The sequence below is a fragment of the Proteiniphilum saccharofermentans genome (genome assembly GCF_900095135.1).
In the GTDB taxonomy this organism is placed as follows: Bacteria; Bacteroidota; Bacteroidia; order Bacteroidales; family Dysgonomonadaceae; genus Proteiniphilum; species Proteiniphilum saccharofermentans.
The window spans coordinates 2082298-2098722 of record NZ_LT605205.1 but is presented as its reverse complement, the minus strand read 5'-3'; the positions used below and the strand labels follow the sequence as shown (position 1 = coordinate 2098722).

At 45.2% G+C, this 16425-nt stretch carries 10 protein-coding genes; all 10 read right to left on the bottom strand.

The features are described from left to right. Nucleotides 1–103: 103 nt before the first annotated feature. Nucleotides 104–3316 carry a carbamoyl-phosphate synthase (glutamine-hydrolyzing) large subunit gene (gene carB / locus PSM36_RS08200; RefSeq protein ID WP_076930505.1) on the bottom strand — a complete coding sequence of 1071 codons (3213 nt, stop codon included), beginning with the start codon at nt 3314–3316 and terminating at the stop codon, nt 104–106. A gap of 186 nt (nt 3317–3502) precedes the next feature. Continuing rightward, entirely contained in the window at nt 3503–6775 is a 3273-nt protein-coding gene (carB, locus tag PSM36_RS08195; RefSeq protein ID WP_076932136.1) for a carbamoyl-phosphate synthase (glutamine-hydrolyzing) large subunit, read from the bottom strand. 224 nt (nt 6776–6999) lie between these two features. Continuing rightward, a complete protein-coding gene (carA, locus tag PSM36_RS08190; protein ID WP_076930504.1) occupies nt 7000–8070 on the bottom strand; it encodes a glutamine-hydrolyzing carbamoyl-phosphate synthase small subunit in 1071 nt (356 codons plus the stop codon). Nucleotides 8071–8297: 227 nt separating this feature from the next. Continuing rightward, nucleotides 8298–9020: a LytR/AlgR family response regulator transcription factor gene (locus tag PSM36_RS08185; protein ID WP_076930503.1), complete on the bottom strand. Its 723-nt coding sequence runs from the start codon at nt 9018–9020 to the stop codon at nt 8298–8300. Nucleotides 9021–9030: 10 nt separating this feature from the next. After that, a complete protein-coding gene (locus PSM36_RS08180) occupies nt 9031–10185 on the bottom strand; it encodes a sensor histidine kinase (protein ID WP_019540808.1) in 1155 nt (384 codons plus the stop codon). Nucleotides 10186–10207: 22 nt separating this feature from the next. Then, nucleotides 10208–11431 carry an ABC transporter permease gene (locus PSM36_RS08175; protein ID WP_076930502.1) on the bottom strand — a complete coding sequence of 408 codons (1224 nt, stop codon included), beginning with the start codon at nt 11429–11431 and terminating at the stop codon, nt 10208–10210. 85 nt (nt 11432–11516) lie between these two features. After that, nucleotides 11517–12266 (bottom strand): ABC transporter ATP-binding protein, encoded by a 750-nt coding sequence (locus tag PSM36_RS08170; protein WP_076932135.1) that lies wholly within the window; start codon nt 12264–12266, stop codon nt 11517–11519. 32 nt (nt 12267–12298) lie between these two features. Further along, nucleotides 12299–13495: an efflux RND transporter periplasmic adaptor subunit gene (locus PSM36_RS08165; protein WP_076930501.1), complete on the bottom strand. Its 1197-nt coding sequence runs from the start codon at nt 13493–13495 to the stop codon at nt 12299–12301. A gap of 102 nt (nt 13496–13597) precedes the next feature. After that, nucleotides 13598–14968 (bottom strand): TolC family protein, encoded by a 1371-nt coding sequence (locus tag PSM36_RS08160; protein WP_076930500.1) that lies wholly within the window; start codon nt 14966–14968, stop codon nt 13598–13600. A 290-nt stretch (nt 14969–15258) separates the two neighbouring features. Beyond that, nucleotides 15259–16407 (bottom strand): galactokinase, encoded by a 1149-nt coding sequence (gene galK, locus PSM36_RS08155; RefSeq protein WP_076930499.1) that lies wholly within the window; start codon nt 16405–16407, stop codon nt 15259–15261. Nucleotides 16408–16425 lie beyond the last annotated feature (18 nt).

The window sequence follows — 16425 nt, the reverse complement described above, 5'->3', positions numbered from 1 at the left end:
TGGAATTAGACTTTTAGATAAAAAAGCGAGAGCCGGGACATTAAAATCTTGGCTCTCGTTTTATATTGTAACTAAATCACTCGATCAGCAAAACATCGATCCTCTAATATTCGTTCCAGCTCCTGATCTCAAGATCATCCTGATCCAAATTGCAGAAGGCCGTGATAAAAGCGCTGGCAAGTCGGGCATTGGTGATAAGCGGGATATTAAAATCGACCGCACCGCGGCGGATAATATATCCGTTGGTAAGTTCCCGTTTCGTGACGTTTTTGGGAATATTGATGATCAGGTCGAACCGCTTGTCGACAATCATCTGCCTGATATTGTTTTCCCCATCTTCGTCCGGCCAGTTCACATCGGTCGCCTTAATGCCGTTCTCCTCCAGGAACTTCTGCGTACCGTGGCTGGCATAGAGATCATAGCCTTTCTCACCCAATAGCTTGCATGCCTCCAGCAGGTCGACTTTCGACTTCATCTCTCCCGAAGAAATCAGGATACCTTTTTGGGGTATTTTGTATCCTACCGAGAGCATCGACTTGAGGATCGCATCCGAGAAATCTTCCCCGATACATCCCACTTCACCGGTGGAGGACATATCCACTCCCAGTACCGGATCAGTATTTTGCAGACGGGAGAAAGAGAACTGCGACGCTTTTACTCCGATATATTCCAGGTCGAAGACCGAGCTGTCGGGTTTGCTGAAAGGCGCATCCAACATGATGCGGGTTGCGGTATCAATAAAATTATGTTTCAATACTTTGGAGACAAAGGGGAAAGAGCGCGATGCCCGCAGGTTACATTCAATCACCTTGATCTCGTTGTTTTTTGCCAGATACTGGATATTGAACGGTCCGCTGATATTCAACTCTTTCGCTATGCGTTTCGATATTTTCTTCACGCGGCGCATGGTTTCGAAATAAATCTTCTGCGCAGGGAACACCAGGGTAGCATCACCCGAATGGACACCGGCAAATTCCACATGTTCCGAAATGGCATATTCTACCACTTCTCCCTCACGGGCTACCGCATCGAATTCAATCTCCTTGGCATTCTGCAGGAAGGAAGAGACTACTACGGGATACTCTTTCGATACATTGGCCGCCATTTTCAGGAAAGCATGCATCTGTTCCTTATCGTAACAAACGTTCATGGCAGCCCCCGAAAGCACATAAGAAGGACGGATCAATACGGGGAAGCCCACTTCGTCGATAAAAGCATCGATCTCTTCGAAGCTGGTCATCTCTTTCCAGCGGGGCTGGTCGATTCCCAATTCATCGAGCATGGAGGAAAACTTATGGCGGTTCTCGGCCCGGTCGATCGACAAGGGAGAGGTTCCCAGGATGGATACATTCTGCCGGTACAACTTCATGGCGAGGTTGTTGGGGATCTGTCCCCCTACCGAAACGATTACCCCTTTTGGAATTTCTATATCGATCACGTCAAGTACACGCTCGAACGACAGTTCGTCGAAATAGAGCCGGTCACACATATCGTAATCGGTCGATACCGTCTCGGGGTTATAGTTGATCATTACCGATTCATATCCCAGTTCACGGGCGGTCTGCACCGCATTGACCGAGCACCAGTCGAATTCTACCGACGAACCGATGCGGTAAGCACCGGACCCCAGCACAATGACGGACTCTTTTTCACTTTTACCGGGTGTAAAAGCTTTATCTGAATCATACGTAAAATATAAATAATTGGTCTTATCCGGATTTTCGGAAGCAACCGTGTTAATGCGGCGTACAATGGGTGTAATCTGTAAAGACTTCCTATGGTTACGTACCCTGATCAGTTCATCCTCTACCGTACTTTGGGGATCTTCTACAAACCGTGCGATCTGGAAATCGGAAAAGCCAAGGCGCTTTGCTTTTTTGAGTACATCTTCCGACAAATCTTCAATCTTATTATAGGTCTCAAGGACTTTTGAATAATTATAAATATTTTCCAGCCTCTCCAGGAACCACGGATCTATTTTGGTCAATTCCTCAATTTGTTGCACTGAATATCCTTTTTCAAAAGCATCGGCAATAGCAAAGATACGCATGTCGGTCGGCTTTGAGAGCGCATCCTCCACATTGTCGAAGGTCATCTCCCTGTTTCCCACGAAGCCATGCATCCCCTGCCCGATCATACGTAATCCCTTTTGGATGATCTCTTCGAACGATTGTCCGATGGACATGATCTCACCGACCGATTTCATGGAGGAGCCGATCTCGTGGCTGACGCCGTAGAATTTATTGAGGTCCCAACGAGGGATCTTCACGATCATATAGTCTACCTTTGGAGCTACATAGGCGGAGTTGGGCGTTCCCATCTCCCCTATCTGGTCGAGCGTATACCCCAACGCCAGTTTTGCCGCCACAAAAGCCAGGGGATATCCCGATGCTTTGGAAGCGAGGGCAGATGAGCGGCTCAGACGGGCATTGATCTCGATAATACGGTAATCGTTGGTCTCCGCATTGAAAGCATACTGGATATTGCATTCTCCCACGATGCCGATATGGCGTACCACACGCTGTGCGATATCTTCGAGCATGGCAATCTGCTCTTTGCTGAGTGTGATGATGGGTGCCACCACAATGCTTTCACCGGTATGGATACCCAGCGGGTCGAAGTTTTCCATCGGTACGACCGTGAAGCAGTGGTCGTTCTTGTCACGGATCACTTCAAACTCAATTTCTTTCCACCCTTTCAGGCTTTCCTCTACCAGTATCTGGTTAGAGAAAGAGAGGGCACTCTTGCATAGCTCTACAAACTCCTCCTGATTCGTGCAGATACCCGAACCTTGTCCGCCTAATGCATATGCCGAACGCACCATAATAGGAAATCCCATCTCACGTGCTGTAGCCAAAGCATCTTCCAGGTTTTCTACCGCTCTCGATGCAGGTGTTTTGGCATCGATCTCATCCAATTTCTTCACAAACAAATCCCTGTCCTCTGTGATCATGATCGCCTCTACCGACGTTCCCAATACACGTACGCCATATTTATCGAGTATTCCGCTTTGGTATAGTTCGGCGCCACAGTTCAGTGCCGTCTGCCCGCCAAAAGCCAGAAGGATACCATCCGGTTGCTCTTTCCGGATTACCTTCTCTACGAAATAGGGAGTGATTGGCAGGAAGTAAACCCTGTCAGCCACACCTTCCGACGTCTGGATGGTAGCAATATTCGGATTGATCAACACTGTTTCTATTCCCTCTTCACGCATTGCTTTCAAAGCCTGCGAACCGGAATAATCAAATTCTCCCGCTTGTCCGATCTTCAGGGCGCCGGAACCCAATAAAATAACTTTTTTAATTGATTTGTCCATGAATTGAATTATATGATTTTTTTGATTGAATCAGATTGATGGAAATTGAACCAGATTGATGGAGATTGAACCAGATTGATGGAGATTGAATGAGATTGAATGAGATTGATATAATGAGTGGTTCATTTGAGTTTACTAAAAGCGAATTTACACATTCATTGTCAATTATCAATTGTCAATTGTCAATTAATTATACTCTCCCCAATGTTTGATTTCTATTTTATCCTGCGATATTCTACAGAAGGCTTTGATAAAGGCACTTGCCAGGCGGGCATTAGTAATAAGCGGGATATTGTAATCTATGGCCCCGCGGCGGATCTTATATCCGTTTGTCAACTCCCTCTCGGTAAGATTTTTAGGAATATTAATGATCAGGTCGAATTTCTTTTGGGCGATCATCTCATCCACCTTCAGTTCCGCTCCTTTCTCATCGGGCCAGGCTACATAATGGCTTTTGACACCGTTCTCCTCCAGGAATTTCTGCGTCCCACCGGTAGCATACAGGTTGTAACCGTGTTGTTGCAAAAGACGGCAGGCATCCAGCAAGTCGACTTTCGAGCGGGATCCTCCTGAAGAAACCATGATATTTTTCTCCGGAATACGGTAGCCTACTGCCAGCATAGAAGTAAGTAACGCATCATCAAAATGGGTTCCGATAGCTCCTACTTCTCCCGTGGAAGCCATATCCACTCCCAATACGGGGTCAGCTTTCTGTAGCCGGGTAAAAGAGAACTGAGGTGCTTTGATACCCACATAATCGAGTTCGAACGCCGATTTTTCCGGTTTCTCCACCGGAATATCAAGCATCACTTTCGTTGCGAGATCTATAAAGTTAATTTTCAATACCTTGGATACAAAAGGAAATGATCTTGACGCCCTCAGGTTACACTCGATCACCTTGATGGCGTTATCCTTGGCCAGGAACTGAATATTGAACGGTCCGGTAATTTGCAGGGCTCGTGCAATCTCCCGCGTGATCTGTTTAATTCTCCTTACCGTTTGCACATAAATTTTCTGCGGCGGGAACTGAATGGTGGCATCGCCGGAGTGTACACCTGCAAATTCCACATGTTCGGAGATGGCATAGACGATCAGTTCGCCGTTGCGTGCTACCGCATCCATTTCTATCTCCTTGGCATTTTCGACAAACTCCGATACTACCACCGGGTATTTGGCCGATACTTCAGTTGCCAGTGTAAGGAAATGTTCCAGTTCCTTTTCGTTGGAACAAACATTCATGGCTGCTCCCGAAAGGACATAGGAAGGGCGTACCAGTAGCGGAAATCCCACTTCTTCGGCAAATTGATGGATATCACTGAGGGTGGTGAGTTCTTTCCAGCGCGGCTGGTCGATACCCAACCTGTCAAGCATGGAAGAGAACTTGTGCCGGTCTTCTGCATTGTCGATACTTTTGGCACCCGTACCCAGAATATTCACACCCGACTGATCCAACCTTACTGCCAGGTTATTGGGGATCTGTCCTCCCACGGAGAGGATGACACCATGCGGATTCTCCAGTTCGATGATATCCATTACCCGCTCGTATGACAACTCATCGAAGTAAAGCCGGTCGCACATATCATAATCGGTCGACACCGTTTCGGGATTGTAGTTGATCATCACAGAGCGGAACCCTTCCTTACGGACTGTGTTCAACGCATTGACCGAGCACCAGTCGAATTCCACCGATGAACCGATACGATAAGCACCCGATCCAAGCACGATGACCGAGCGGTGATCCCCCAGATAATGTACATCATTTTCCGATCCGTTATAAGTGAGATAGAGGTAATTAGTCTGGGCGGGATATTCCGCGGCAAGTGTATCTATCTGTTTCACAAATGGCAGGATACCCAGTTTTTTCCGGTATTCACGTATTTGAATGAAATCATCATCTTTCATTTTTTCCTTCCGGATAGCCCGTGCCACCTGAAAATCGGAAAATCCCTGTTGTTTGGCTGTTTTCAGTATCTCATCGAACCCGGGATTATTTTCTTTTCCAGGATCAATTGATTCGTCCGTATAATTTTCCAATGTTTCCGCAGTCTTTACGATATTATACAGTTTCTGCAGGAACCAGCGGTCTATTTTTGTCAGGTCATGGATCTGGTCGATAGTATATCCTTTTCTAAATGCCTTGCTGATGACGAAGATGCGCTGGTCGGTCGGCTCCCGGAGCGCTTTGTCTATATCGTCGATCTTCAGTTCCTTGTTCTCCACAAAGCCATGCATTCCTAAACCGGTCATGCGAAGCCCTTTTTGTATGGCTTCTTCAAAGGTGCGGCCGATCGCCATGATCTCACCGACCGATTTCATCGAGGAACCGATCTCTTTGGAAACTCCGCTGAATTTTCCCAGATCCCAGCGGGGTATTTTCACGACGATATAATCGAGTGCCGGTTCAAAGAAGGCACTGGTCGACCGGGTCACCGAATTCTTCAGGTCGAACAGGCCATATCCTAAAGCGAGTTTGGCCGCGACGAATGCCAGCGGATAGCCGGTCGCCTTGGATGCCAGTGCCGACGAACGGCTCAGGCGGGCATTGACCTCGATCACCCGGTAGTCTTCAGAGGCGGGATCGAAAGCGTACTGCACGTTACATTCTCCCACGATACCGATATGACGGACAATCCTGATCGAGAGTTCCCTTAACTTGTGATACTCGGAATTGGTCAGCGTTTGCGAGGGAGCCACCACAATACTCTCGCCGGTATGTATGCCGAGCGGGTCGAAGTTCTCCATGTTACAGACGGTGATACAGTTATCGTACCGGTCACGCACCACTTCATATTCGACCTCTTTCCACCCTTTAAGGGATTTCTCCACCAGAAGTTGGTCGGAGTAGTTGAATGCTTTGGAGGCCAGCGATTTCAGTTCTTCTTCATCGTTACAGAAACCTGAACCCAATCCCCCAAGCGCATAAGCGGCACGTACAATGATGGGATAACCCAGTCGGCTTGCAGCCTGTAAAGCATCTTTGGTTGTAGAGACAGCATAGCTTTGGATAGTTTTCACGTTGATCTGGTCGAGTTTTTTCACGAACAGATCGCGGTCTTCGGTATCCATAATCGACTGTACCGGCGTTCCCAGCACAGCGACATTATATTTTTCAAGCGTACCTGCAGTATATAACTGTACACCACAGTTCAGCGCGGTCTGCCCTCCGAAAGCCAGCAGGATACCATCGGGCCGTTCTTTTTCGATTACCTTCTCTACAAAATAAGGCGTTACCGGCAGGAAATATATCTTATCGGCTGATCCTTCCGAAGTCTGCACTGTGGCTATATTCGGATTGATCAGGATGGTCTCTACACCCTCTTCCCGCAATGCTTTCAGTGCCTGCGAACCGGAGTAGTCGAACTCACCTGCCTCACCGATCTTAAGTGCGCCGGACCCAAGGATAAGCGCCTTTTTTATCTTCAGCCGCCCTTCTCCGGATGAGGGAGTTATATCTTGCATAAATAAATTATTATTCATCATTATTGTAGAAGTTAGAATTGAGAATTGAGAACTAAGAACTGAGAATTTGGAAGTCGGAAATGAAGAAGTTCAAAAAGTTCAAGAAGTGAAGAAGTCTTGGCTCTTGACTCCTGGTTCTTGATTCTAATATTCATATCTCGCTTCACGACAATCAGCACATAAAATTGGTAATTTGTAATTAGTAATTAGTAATTTCCAAACGATCAAATCATCTTCACAAACTCTTCAAAGAAAAAGCGGGTATCGGTCGGCCCACCGGTCGCCTCAGGATGGAACTGCACCGAATAGAAAGGTTTTGTTTTGTGCCGGATTCCTTCGTTGGTACCATCATTCATATTCACGAACCAGGGTTCCCACTCAGCACCCAACTGCGATTCGTCCACTGCATAGCCATGGTTCTGGGAAGTAATGTAACAACGGCTACTCCCCACCTTTTGTACCGGTTGGTTATGACTGCGGTGCCCGTATTTCAGTTTGTAGATATTGGCTCCGGCCGCTTTCGACAGCAGTTGGTTCCCCATGCAGATCCCGAAGATGGGTTTCTCTTTCTTCATTGCTTCACGGATATGGGCGACGGTGATTCCGCAATGATCGGGGTTTCCCGGGCCGTTGGAAATCATCACTCCATCGTAGTCGATCCTGTTGAAATCGTAGTCCCATGGAACACGGATCAAACGAACTCCCTGCTTAACCAGTTCCCGTACGATATTCAGTTTGGCACCGCAATCGATCAGGACCACCTTCTTCTCACCCTGCCCATATTCGATCACTTCACTGCAGCTGACTTTGGCAACCAAATTTTCAGTCTCGGGGTCATAAAAATCTATTTCATCGTCCCCAGCATACATTATCTTCCCCAGCATGGATCCTTTTTCCCGGAGTACCTTTGTAAGCAGACGGGTATCTATTCCAGTGATACCGGGGACCCCTTCTTCCTTGAGCCAGTCGCCGAGACTTTTCACCGCATTCCAGTGGGAATATTCATCCGAATAATCCTGTAGGATCAGGCCGTATGCATGGATACGGCAGGACTCAAAAAAATCGGAAACTCCGTCTGTTTCGCTGTATGCGGGAACTCCGTAATTTCCGATAATAGGATATGTGAGTGTTAAAATTTGTCCTTCGTAGGAGGGGTCTGTCAGGCTTTCGGGATAACCGACCATTGCCGTGTTGAAAACTACCTCTCCCGATGTTGCCTTTTCGGCTCCAAAAGATTGCCCATGAAAAACCATCCCGTTTTCAAGGATCAATCGCACCGGTTTGTATCTGTGCATAGTGCGTTACATTATTTGTAGAGTTGATAATTGTATGATATTAGGACACAAAGTTAGAAAAATTCCGGAAATAATGCAACTAATTTCAGAAATCCTCTTTCATTTTATCTGAATTGTGAAATTATTCACATTATTCTTGTTAACCACATCGCCACATAATTATACACCTGACCGCTTGGTGGAAGCAGGTTACCCATTAAGGGGAGCAAGAGACCACCGCGTTTATCTTATTTAGCAGCGATAAAATTGAACACTCCTTGTTTGTAAGTCCTTCCGATGGGTATCTCCCGATTCGCTACCATAAGCCGGTTTCTGTTGAGGAACTCAATTTTGTTTTTTTGTACTATAAAAGAACGATGTACCCTGATAAATAAATGGGCAGGAAGTATCTTTTCCATGTTTTTCATCGATTCCAGGGTGATAAACGGTCGGTTCCGGTTTCCGGTGTAAATCTTTATGTAATCCCTTAGACCTTCGATATAAAGGATATCCTTAAAAGGGATGGGAATGATCTGCTGGTCCGACTTCACGAAAATCGCATCTGTCTCAGGAACATTTTTCTGCATCGGAACATTCTTCGTTACAGCTTCAAACCAGTCTTGCGCTTTTTTGCACGTTACCAGGAATTCGTCGAAAGAGACCGGTTTTAACAAATAATCGAAGGCATTTACGCGATATCCCTCCAACGCATACTCTTTAAAAGCCGTAATAAAGACGATCTTTGTGTCAGGCGGCACCAGACGGGCTAATTCCATACCGTTGATATGCGGCATTTGGATATCCAGAAAAATCAAATCTACCTTTTTGTTTACAAGGTCTTGCATCGCCAAAGCGGGATTATTGTATTTTCCCGTCAATAAAAGGCCGGGTGTATCCTGTATATACGATTCCAAAAGGCTCAATGCCAACGGCTCATCGTCAATAATCCAACAGGTCAGTACTTTATTCATGTTTTTTTTTTCAGGTTTCGATGATCAATACGGTTGAATAGATATTATTCTCAATTTCTTTATGCCACATATGGCGGTAAGGATAAATCAGTTCCAGTCTCTTCTTCACTTGTTGCAACCCGATACCGCTACCGCTTTTATCCGACTCGTCCTTCGGAAAATGACTATTGCGGCACAAGAATTCGATCTTCCCGTCTTCCTTTTCCGACAAAGAAATATCGATAAAAGAATACTCATCACTACTCACCCCGTGTTTAAAAGCATTTTCTATCAGCGAAATAAAAATAAGCGGAGCGATCATCACCTCACTATTTTCCCTGATATCGAATTTTACGCTGAGATTGGTATTGGCAGGCAAACGCAGACGCATCAGATCAATGTAGTTACCGATAAAATTCACCTCTTCCTTCAATGGCACATACATCTTATTATTCTCATATAACACATATTGCAGTAACCGGCTTAAATCCATAATAGCCGGTTTGACTTTCGGCGAATTGAGTTGTGCCAGTGCGTAGATATTATTCAGCGTATTGAGCAGAAAATGCGGATTTATCTGATTCTTTAAGTTTTTCAATTCGGCTTCTATCATCGCCTGCTGCATTTCTTTCTGCATGGCCTCTATTTTGGTCCATCGGCTGCTCATTTTGATGGCCGTACTCAAAACGACCACCAATGTCAGTAAAATTACATCCCGAAGGATGAAAATCACAATCGGCAACCATCTGTTTTTTTCCATCCTGGGAGGGTCTTCCGGAGGCTTTCCTCCTCCGAATGGTGGCATATCTCCGTGCATATTCACTGAAAAGGAGAATTCATGCCAGAGATGAATGAGCAAAGCTGTTCCCAAAATCAACAGGATATTGATAATAAGAAATTCGTTCTTCCTGTTTTCAAATAAGAGACGATCGATAAGATAGAAGTAATTACTATAAAATACGATCATAAAACAAACCGGAACAGGAAGAAACAAGAGAAAACTCACCCAGGAAAAATCTCCCCGGCTCATAAAAAACAGGGGTAGCCCGAAGATTATGCACCAGGCGGCAATGTGAATAAATATATTGTCTGCTATTTTCGTATAAGGCAGCCAATACTGAGGTTTATCAGGTTTTATCTCCAATTTTGGCTTACCGTCCGGTGTTTCTGTTTTTTTCTGATCCATCTTCTCTAATTTTTACAGTTCCTTATTCATATCGTATTGCTTCGATAGGATCGAGCCTTGCAGCTTTCTTTGCCGGATACCATCCGAAGAAAATACCGGTTATCGAACAAACACCGAATGAGAGCAATACGCTCCACGATTGAATGAATACCGGCCACGAAGCTACCCAGTTTACTGTAAAAGTAGCACCCACGCCCACAAAAATACCAATAATTCCTCCAATTACACTAATCAGGATCGCTTCTATCAGGAATTGCATCAATACATCTTTTCCCCGGGCTCCCACACTCATTCTCAATCCTATTTCACGAGTGCGTTCGGTAACGGAGACATACATGATATTCATAATTCCTATACCTCCTACTACCAGGCTGATGCCGGCCACACACGCCAAAAGAATCGTCATCAAATCAGAAGTAGTCGTGAGCATCGAACTTAACTCTTCCTGCGAACGTATCTCGAAATCATAATTGTCGGGATCCGATATACCGTGATTCTCCGCCAGGATTGCCATGATGCTTTCAACAGCGTCGGGGGTCGCTTCTTCCGAAACAGCCGAACAATAGATCCCCTGTAAATAATTGATCGCTAAGATTCTTTTTTGCACAGCGGTATAAGGAGCCAGTACTATATCGTCCTGATCCATCCCCATTGTGTTATATCCTTTGCTTTCCAGTACCCCGACCACTTCGAAAGGGATCGTGTTGAAACGAATGACCTTGCCGATCGGATCTTCGCCTTTCGTGAATAAATTATCGACAATCGTTTTCCCGATGATGCAGACTTTATTGTTCGTTTCCACATCTTCCTGGGTGAACATGGAGCCGGATTGAATTTTCAACTGGCGGATAGTCAGGTACTCAGGACTTACGCCGTTGATGCTGCTCGGATAATTCTGATTCTGATAAATGAACTGTCCGCTACTGCTTACATTCGGGGAGACCGCCGAAACATATTCAGCTTTATCCCTTATGTCGAAATAATCTCTGTTTTTCAGTGTTTCCAGATTTGACATACTTATACGTGCCCCACCCTCACCACGTTCGGAATAAGGATGTATCATGATCATATTCGATCCCATCTCCGATATCTGCTTCCGGATACTTCGTTTGGAGCCTTCTCCTATCGCCAACATGGTAATGACAGATGCTACTCCGATAATAATACCCAGCATGGTCAGCAATGCCCGGACTTTATTTCGGGACAGTGCGACCAATGCTATTTTGAATAAATTCTCTGTATTCATTTGATTTTTCTATTCTTTATGGTGTATCTAACCAATCATCAAATCAGTAAATCATCACGACCTGTCCCGACTTGTCGGGATCAACCTACACCTCTTCTTTGGGCAATTTCTCATAAGCTTCGGCAGCCGACAAGATGTGTTGATTATACGCATCTTCAATGATCCGCCCGTCTTTCAATACGATATTACGGGTGCTGTAGCGGGCTATATCCTCGTTATGGGTTACGAAAATAATGGTTTTTCCTTCCTGATTCAGTTGCTGGAGCAATTTCAGGATACTGAACGATGTGCGCGTATCCAGGTTTCCGGTTGCTTCGTCGGCGAGGATCACTGCCGGATCATTCACCAATGCCCGGGCTATGGCAACACGTTGCATCTGTCCACCACTCATCTGGTTACTCTTATGCAACAGGCGATCGCCAAGCTCCACCCTCTCCAGCGCATCGATAGCTTTCTGCCGGCGCATGGATGAGGAAATGCCGGGATTATACATCAGCGGAAGTTCCACGTTTTCCACAGCCGTGGTATTAGCCAACAGGTTATAACTCTGGAAAACAAATCCTATCTTGGTATTCCTGATCCCGGCGCGCTGGTCTTTGTTCATTTTCTGTACCGAGATGCCGTCGAGCAGGTAAGAACCTTCGGTAGGGGTATCCAGGCAACCCAGAATATTCAGCAGGGTACTTTTCCCGCTTCCCGATTTTCCCATGATGGTAACGAATTCACCTTCCTTGATACTGAACGTTACACTACGTAAGGCATGGACGATTTCCGCACCTACAATGAAATTGCGACGGATATCCGATATGTCGATGATAACAGGATTATTGTTCATTTCTTCAACTTTTGGAATCATTCGTATTCTGGTTATCTTCTTCCACCTCCGCCTCCACGACGTGGCGGTTGCGCCATGAAAGGACTGGATTCGTTTCCGCTATCCGGCTGGGTTGTTAGTTTGGCAGGCTGGGTATTCTTTCCTGTGACCACTTTTTCTCCTTCGTTTACACCCGAGAGCACTTCGGTATACATATTATTGCTGTTACCCGTTTTTATCTGACGTCGTACCAACAAGTTGCCCTGGTCGAGCACCCATACTACCGTATCTTTTTCACCGATTGGCTCATTTCCCGGATTAAAATTAACGGCCTGGGAAGGAACTGTCAGGACATCCGGTTTATCCAGTGTATAGATCGTGCAGGTAGCCGTCATTCCCGGTTTCAGTTTCAGCCCGTCGTTAGGCGCCTCCACTACTACTTCATAGGTAACTACATTATTGGTTGTGGTGGGTGATAGTCGAACCTGCGTAGTAGTACCGGTGAACTCTTCGTAAGGAAAAGCATCCACGGTAAACATCACCCGTTGTCCGGTAGCGATATCCCCCATATCCGCTTCGTCCACTTCCGCTATTACACGCATCTTGGTAAGATCGTTCGCAATGGTAAAGAGTGTGGGTGTTTCGAAACTGGCGGCAACCGTCTGCCCTTCTTCCACTTCACGGCTTAAAACAACCCCGTTGATAGGAGAATATATTTTTGCGTATCCCAGATTCGTTTCGGCTGTCTGATAGTTGCTTACACCTACGTTATAATCATTCCGGGCTTTTTGATAAGAATATAACGCTTCTTCATAATCCGAACTGCTGATCAGCTGTTTTTCATACAACACCTTAAAACGCTCATAATTTTTCTCCTTATATTCCAGCTCGCTTTTGGCTGTGGCCATCGAACTCTTTGCCGACGACAAGGTTGCCTGTAACACGGTCTGGTCGAGTTCGGCAAGCAATTCACCTTGTGAAACTATGCTATTGTAATCGACATAAATTTTATCGACTCTCCCGCTTACCTGTGTTCCCACATCAATTTTCGTGATAGGTTCCAGTGTTCCGGTACATGTCACCATATTGGATATATCTTGTCTTTCCACACTCTCTGTAAGCCATTCTATTTTATCATTTTTATTATCCTTACAGGAGTAAAAGGATATTATCATAATCCCTGCGAGCAGGATAAAAGCCATAAAAAATAACCTGATACGCCTTTTTGAATTGTTATTCTTTGTCTTCATATGATTTTTTATTTTTTACATTTCAATTACATTAGACTATTTCTACGCTCGGCATAATCAAAGTAAACTTTGCTTCTGCTCTCGCTTAACGAAATAGTTCCCTCAAATCAAGCCCTGATAGTATTCCAGTATTTTAATATTCAGTAAAGCCATATATTTTGCCTGCAGCAATTCCTGTTGAGCCGTTATCAATCTGTTTTTTTCCGTCAACATTTCAATCGTATTCTTGAGGCCCAATGTAAACTGTTCGTTCATCACATCGTAACTCTCCCGGCTATATTTAACTTTCTCTTCGGCCGCAACGAACTGAGCTTGTGAAGCCAGGGTATTTAAATAAGCCGTTTCAATGTCGGCATATAGTTCTTTTCGGATACTTAATTCATTCAATTGTGATGAATAGACATTGATGCCGGCTTTCTCCACGGCGCTTTTGACAGTCCTGTTGGAAAAGATGGGAATGCTGACCGACAATCCGATCACGTTGTTCCAGTTATATTTCAACTGGGAACCGAAAGAATATCCGGAATGATTATAGAGGTTGCCGGTCCCCGTATTTGCCTGTAAACTGACAGTAGGATAAAAACCTGATTTCGCTTTTTCAATATCCAGTTGCGCATATTCAGTGTTAAGCTCGCTGTTTCTTATTTGTGGCATCACATGTAAAGCCGTCTGATAAATCGTCTGTTTATCGGGGATCAGGGATAATACATCGTCTTCGCCGGGTGGTGTGAGCGTCAAATCCATACTGTCAAGCCTGTCCAGTTCCAGAAGTTGTTTCAATTGTAATTTATAATTCTCCAGGGTGGTTTGGGCATTCACCAGATTGTAATTATCCGCTGCATACTGTGATTCCCATTGAGAAACATCGCTTTTGGCTACCGAACCGACAGATAATTTTATCTTATTGCTCTCCAATTGGGCTTTGCTTAATTCTACAGCGTCCTCATATGCTTTTAAAGCCTCGCTGGCATAAAGAATTTGGAGATAGTTTTGTATGATGGCTAATTTGATGTTGTTTTTACTCTCCTCGATTTCCAGATCGGCGATCCGGTTGTTTAATTCGGCCTGTTTGATACCGGTAATGCGAGAACCGCCGTCGAATATAGTCCACGATGCATTCAGGCTGTAACTCCCGGATGCGGAAAGGGAAGATGTTCCGGAAGATGTATCTTCTTGTGAAAACGGGTAATTGGTAAGGTTCTGACCAATAGATGCCGAGAGTGAAGGAAGCATTGCCGCTTTCGCCAGTTTGGTATCGACCAATCCGGTTTCTTTATTGGCTTCACTCTGTTTTATTTGTATATTATTTTCAAGTGCATAATCGATACACGCCTGTAAATCCCATTGCGAGGGTAAGGCTTTTTCTTGCGAATATGCGGCCGGTATTCCTGACAAAAGGAATATTACTACCGTGATACAAACAGAAGCAATATTTGTACTTATTGGAAAGAATGGATAAAAAATGTACCTCATAAATAATCCTTTTTTCAGGCAAAAGTAGCGTCGCCCGACAAGCTCCGAAAAACATTTCGACGAAGGTTGGGTATTTATCGACCAAAAAAAGGAATCACGGTATTAATGACTTTCCGGGAAATACATTTTTTCCCGGAACATCATCAGGATAAGAGGCAAATCACTACAAATCGGTAAAAGACGGTTAAAAATTTGGAGTGTAATGATATTCATGGTGGGATTAAAAAAAAGCTGAAAGCATACACCCTGAAGGGGCTTCTGCTTTCAGCCATAAAGTGTGTGTTTTTAAATCAGAGCTTGCGAGCTCCGTCGCTGATCACTACATCATAGACTTTCGGTTCATGGCCGTACTTGGCTTTGAACTGCGCTTTGGCATCAGCGATAAATGAATCATACAACTCATCCTTTACCAGATTGATGGTACAACCGCCAAAGCCGCCTCCCATCACACGCGAACCGGTTACACCGTGCTCACGGGCCAAATCATTCAGGAAATCAAGCTCTTCACAGCTCACTTCGTAGAGTTTACTCATACCGTGGTGCGTTTCATACATCTTCTGACCGACGGTCTCATAATCGCCTTTTTCCAATGCATCACACACATCGAGTACCCGCTGGGTTTCCTCGATCACATATTTGGCACGCAGATAGTCCTCTTCCGAAATCTCATTCTTTACCTCGTCGAGCATCTCCATAGAAGCATCACGCAGGAACTCCACCTCGGGGTGGCGCTTTGCAATGGTTCTCGCGGCATGTTCGCACGATTCCCGCCGTTTGTTATATGCCGATGAAGCCAGCTCATGTTTTACAACAGTATCAAGCAACACCAGTTTATATCCTTTGGGATCAAACGGGAAGTAGGCATATTCCATCGATTTGGTATCGAGGCGGATCAGATTGCCTTTCTTCCCGAAGATGGAAGCAAACTGGTCCATAATACCGCATTTCACACCTACATAGTTGTGCTCGGTGGATTGACCGATACGCGCCAGTTCGAATTTATCGATACCAAGACCGAGCAGGTCATTCAAGGCGAAAGCATAGGTACTTTCCAATGCCGCCGAAGATGACATACCTGCACCGAGGGGCACATCGCCCGCAAATGCGGTGTCGAATCCCTTCACCGTACCACCTCTTTTGATGATCTCACGGCATACGCCAAACAGATATTTGGCCCAACCCTCTTTCGGAAGATCCTCTTCATTGAGCCCAAACTCGGAACTTTCGTCCAGATCAATCGCATAGGCCCTCACTTTATCCGTGCCATTGAACCGGATAGCAGCGATCATCCCTTTATCGATAGCGCCGGGGAATACGAAGCTCCCATTATAATCGGTATGTTCCCCTATTAAGTTGATACGTCCCGGTGAGGCATAGACCTCCGGGGTCTGGTTGCCGAATTTCTCTGAAAATATTTTAATTACTTGTTCTTTCGTCATTATAATTAATTATTAAAA

What these genes read in the sequence shown, in the direction of transcription:
- carB (WP_076930505.1), bottom strand. Translation starts at nt 3,316, where the DNA reads ATGGACAAATCAATTAAAAAAGTTATTTTATTGGGTTCCGGCGCCCTG.
- carB (WP_076932136.1), bottom strand. Translation starts at nt 6,775, where the DNA reads ATGCAAGATATAACTCCCTCATCCGGAGAAGGGCGGCTGAAGATAAAA.
- carA (WP_076930504.1), bottom strand. Translation starts at nt 8,070, where the DNA reads ATGCACAGATACAAACCGGTGCGATTGATCCTTGAAAACGGGATGGTT.
- PSM36_RS08185 (WP_076930503.1), bottom strand. Translation starts at nt 9,020, where the DNA reads ATGAATAAAGTACTGACCTGTTGGATTATTGACGATGAGCCGTTGGCA.
- PSM36_RS08180 (WP_019540808.1), bottom strand. Translation starts at nt 10,185, where the DNA reads ATGGATCAGAAAAAAACAGAAACACCGGACGGTAAGCCAAAATTGGAG.
- PSM36_RS08175 (WP_076930502.1), bottom strand. Translation starts at nt 11,431, where the DNA reads ATGAATACAGAGAATTTATTCAAAATAGCATTGGTCGCACTGTCCCGA.
- PSM36_RS08170 (WP_076932135.1), bottom strand. Translation starts at nt 12,266, where the DNA reads ATGAACAATAATCCTGTTATCATCGACATATCGGATATCCGTCGCAAT.
- PSM36_RS08165 (WP_076930501.1), bottom strand. Translation starts at nt 13,495, where the DNA reads ATGAAGACAAAGAATAACAATTCAAAAAGGCGTATCAGGTTATTTTTT.
- PSM36_RS08160 (WP_076930500.1), bottom strand. Translation starts at nt 14,968, where the DNA reads ATGAGGTACATTTTTTATCCATTCTTTCCAATAAGTACAAATATTGCT.
- galK (WP_076930499.1), bottom strand. Translation starts at nt 16,407, where the DNA reads ATGACGAAAGAACAAGTAATTAAAATATTTTCAGAGAAATTCGGCAAC.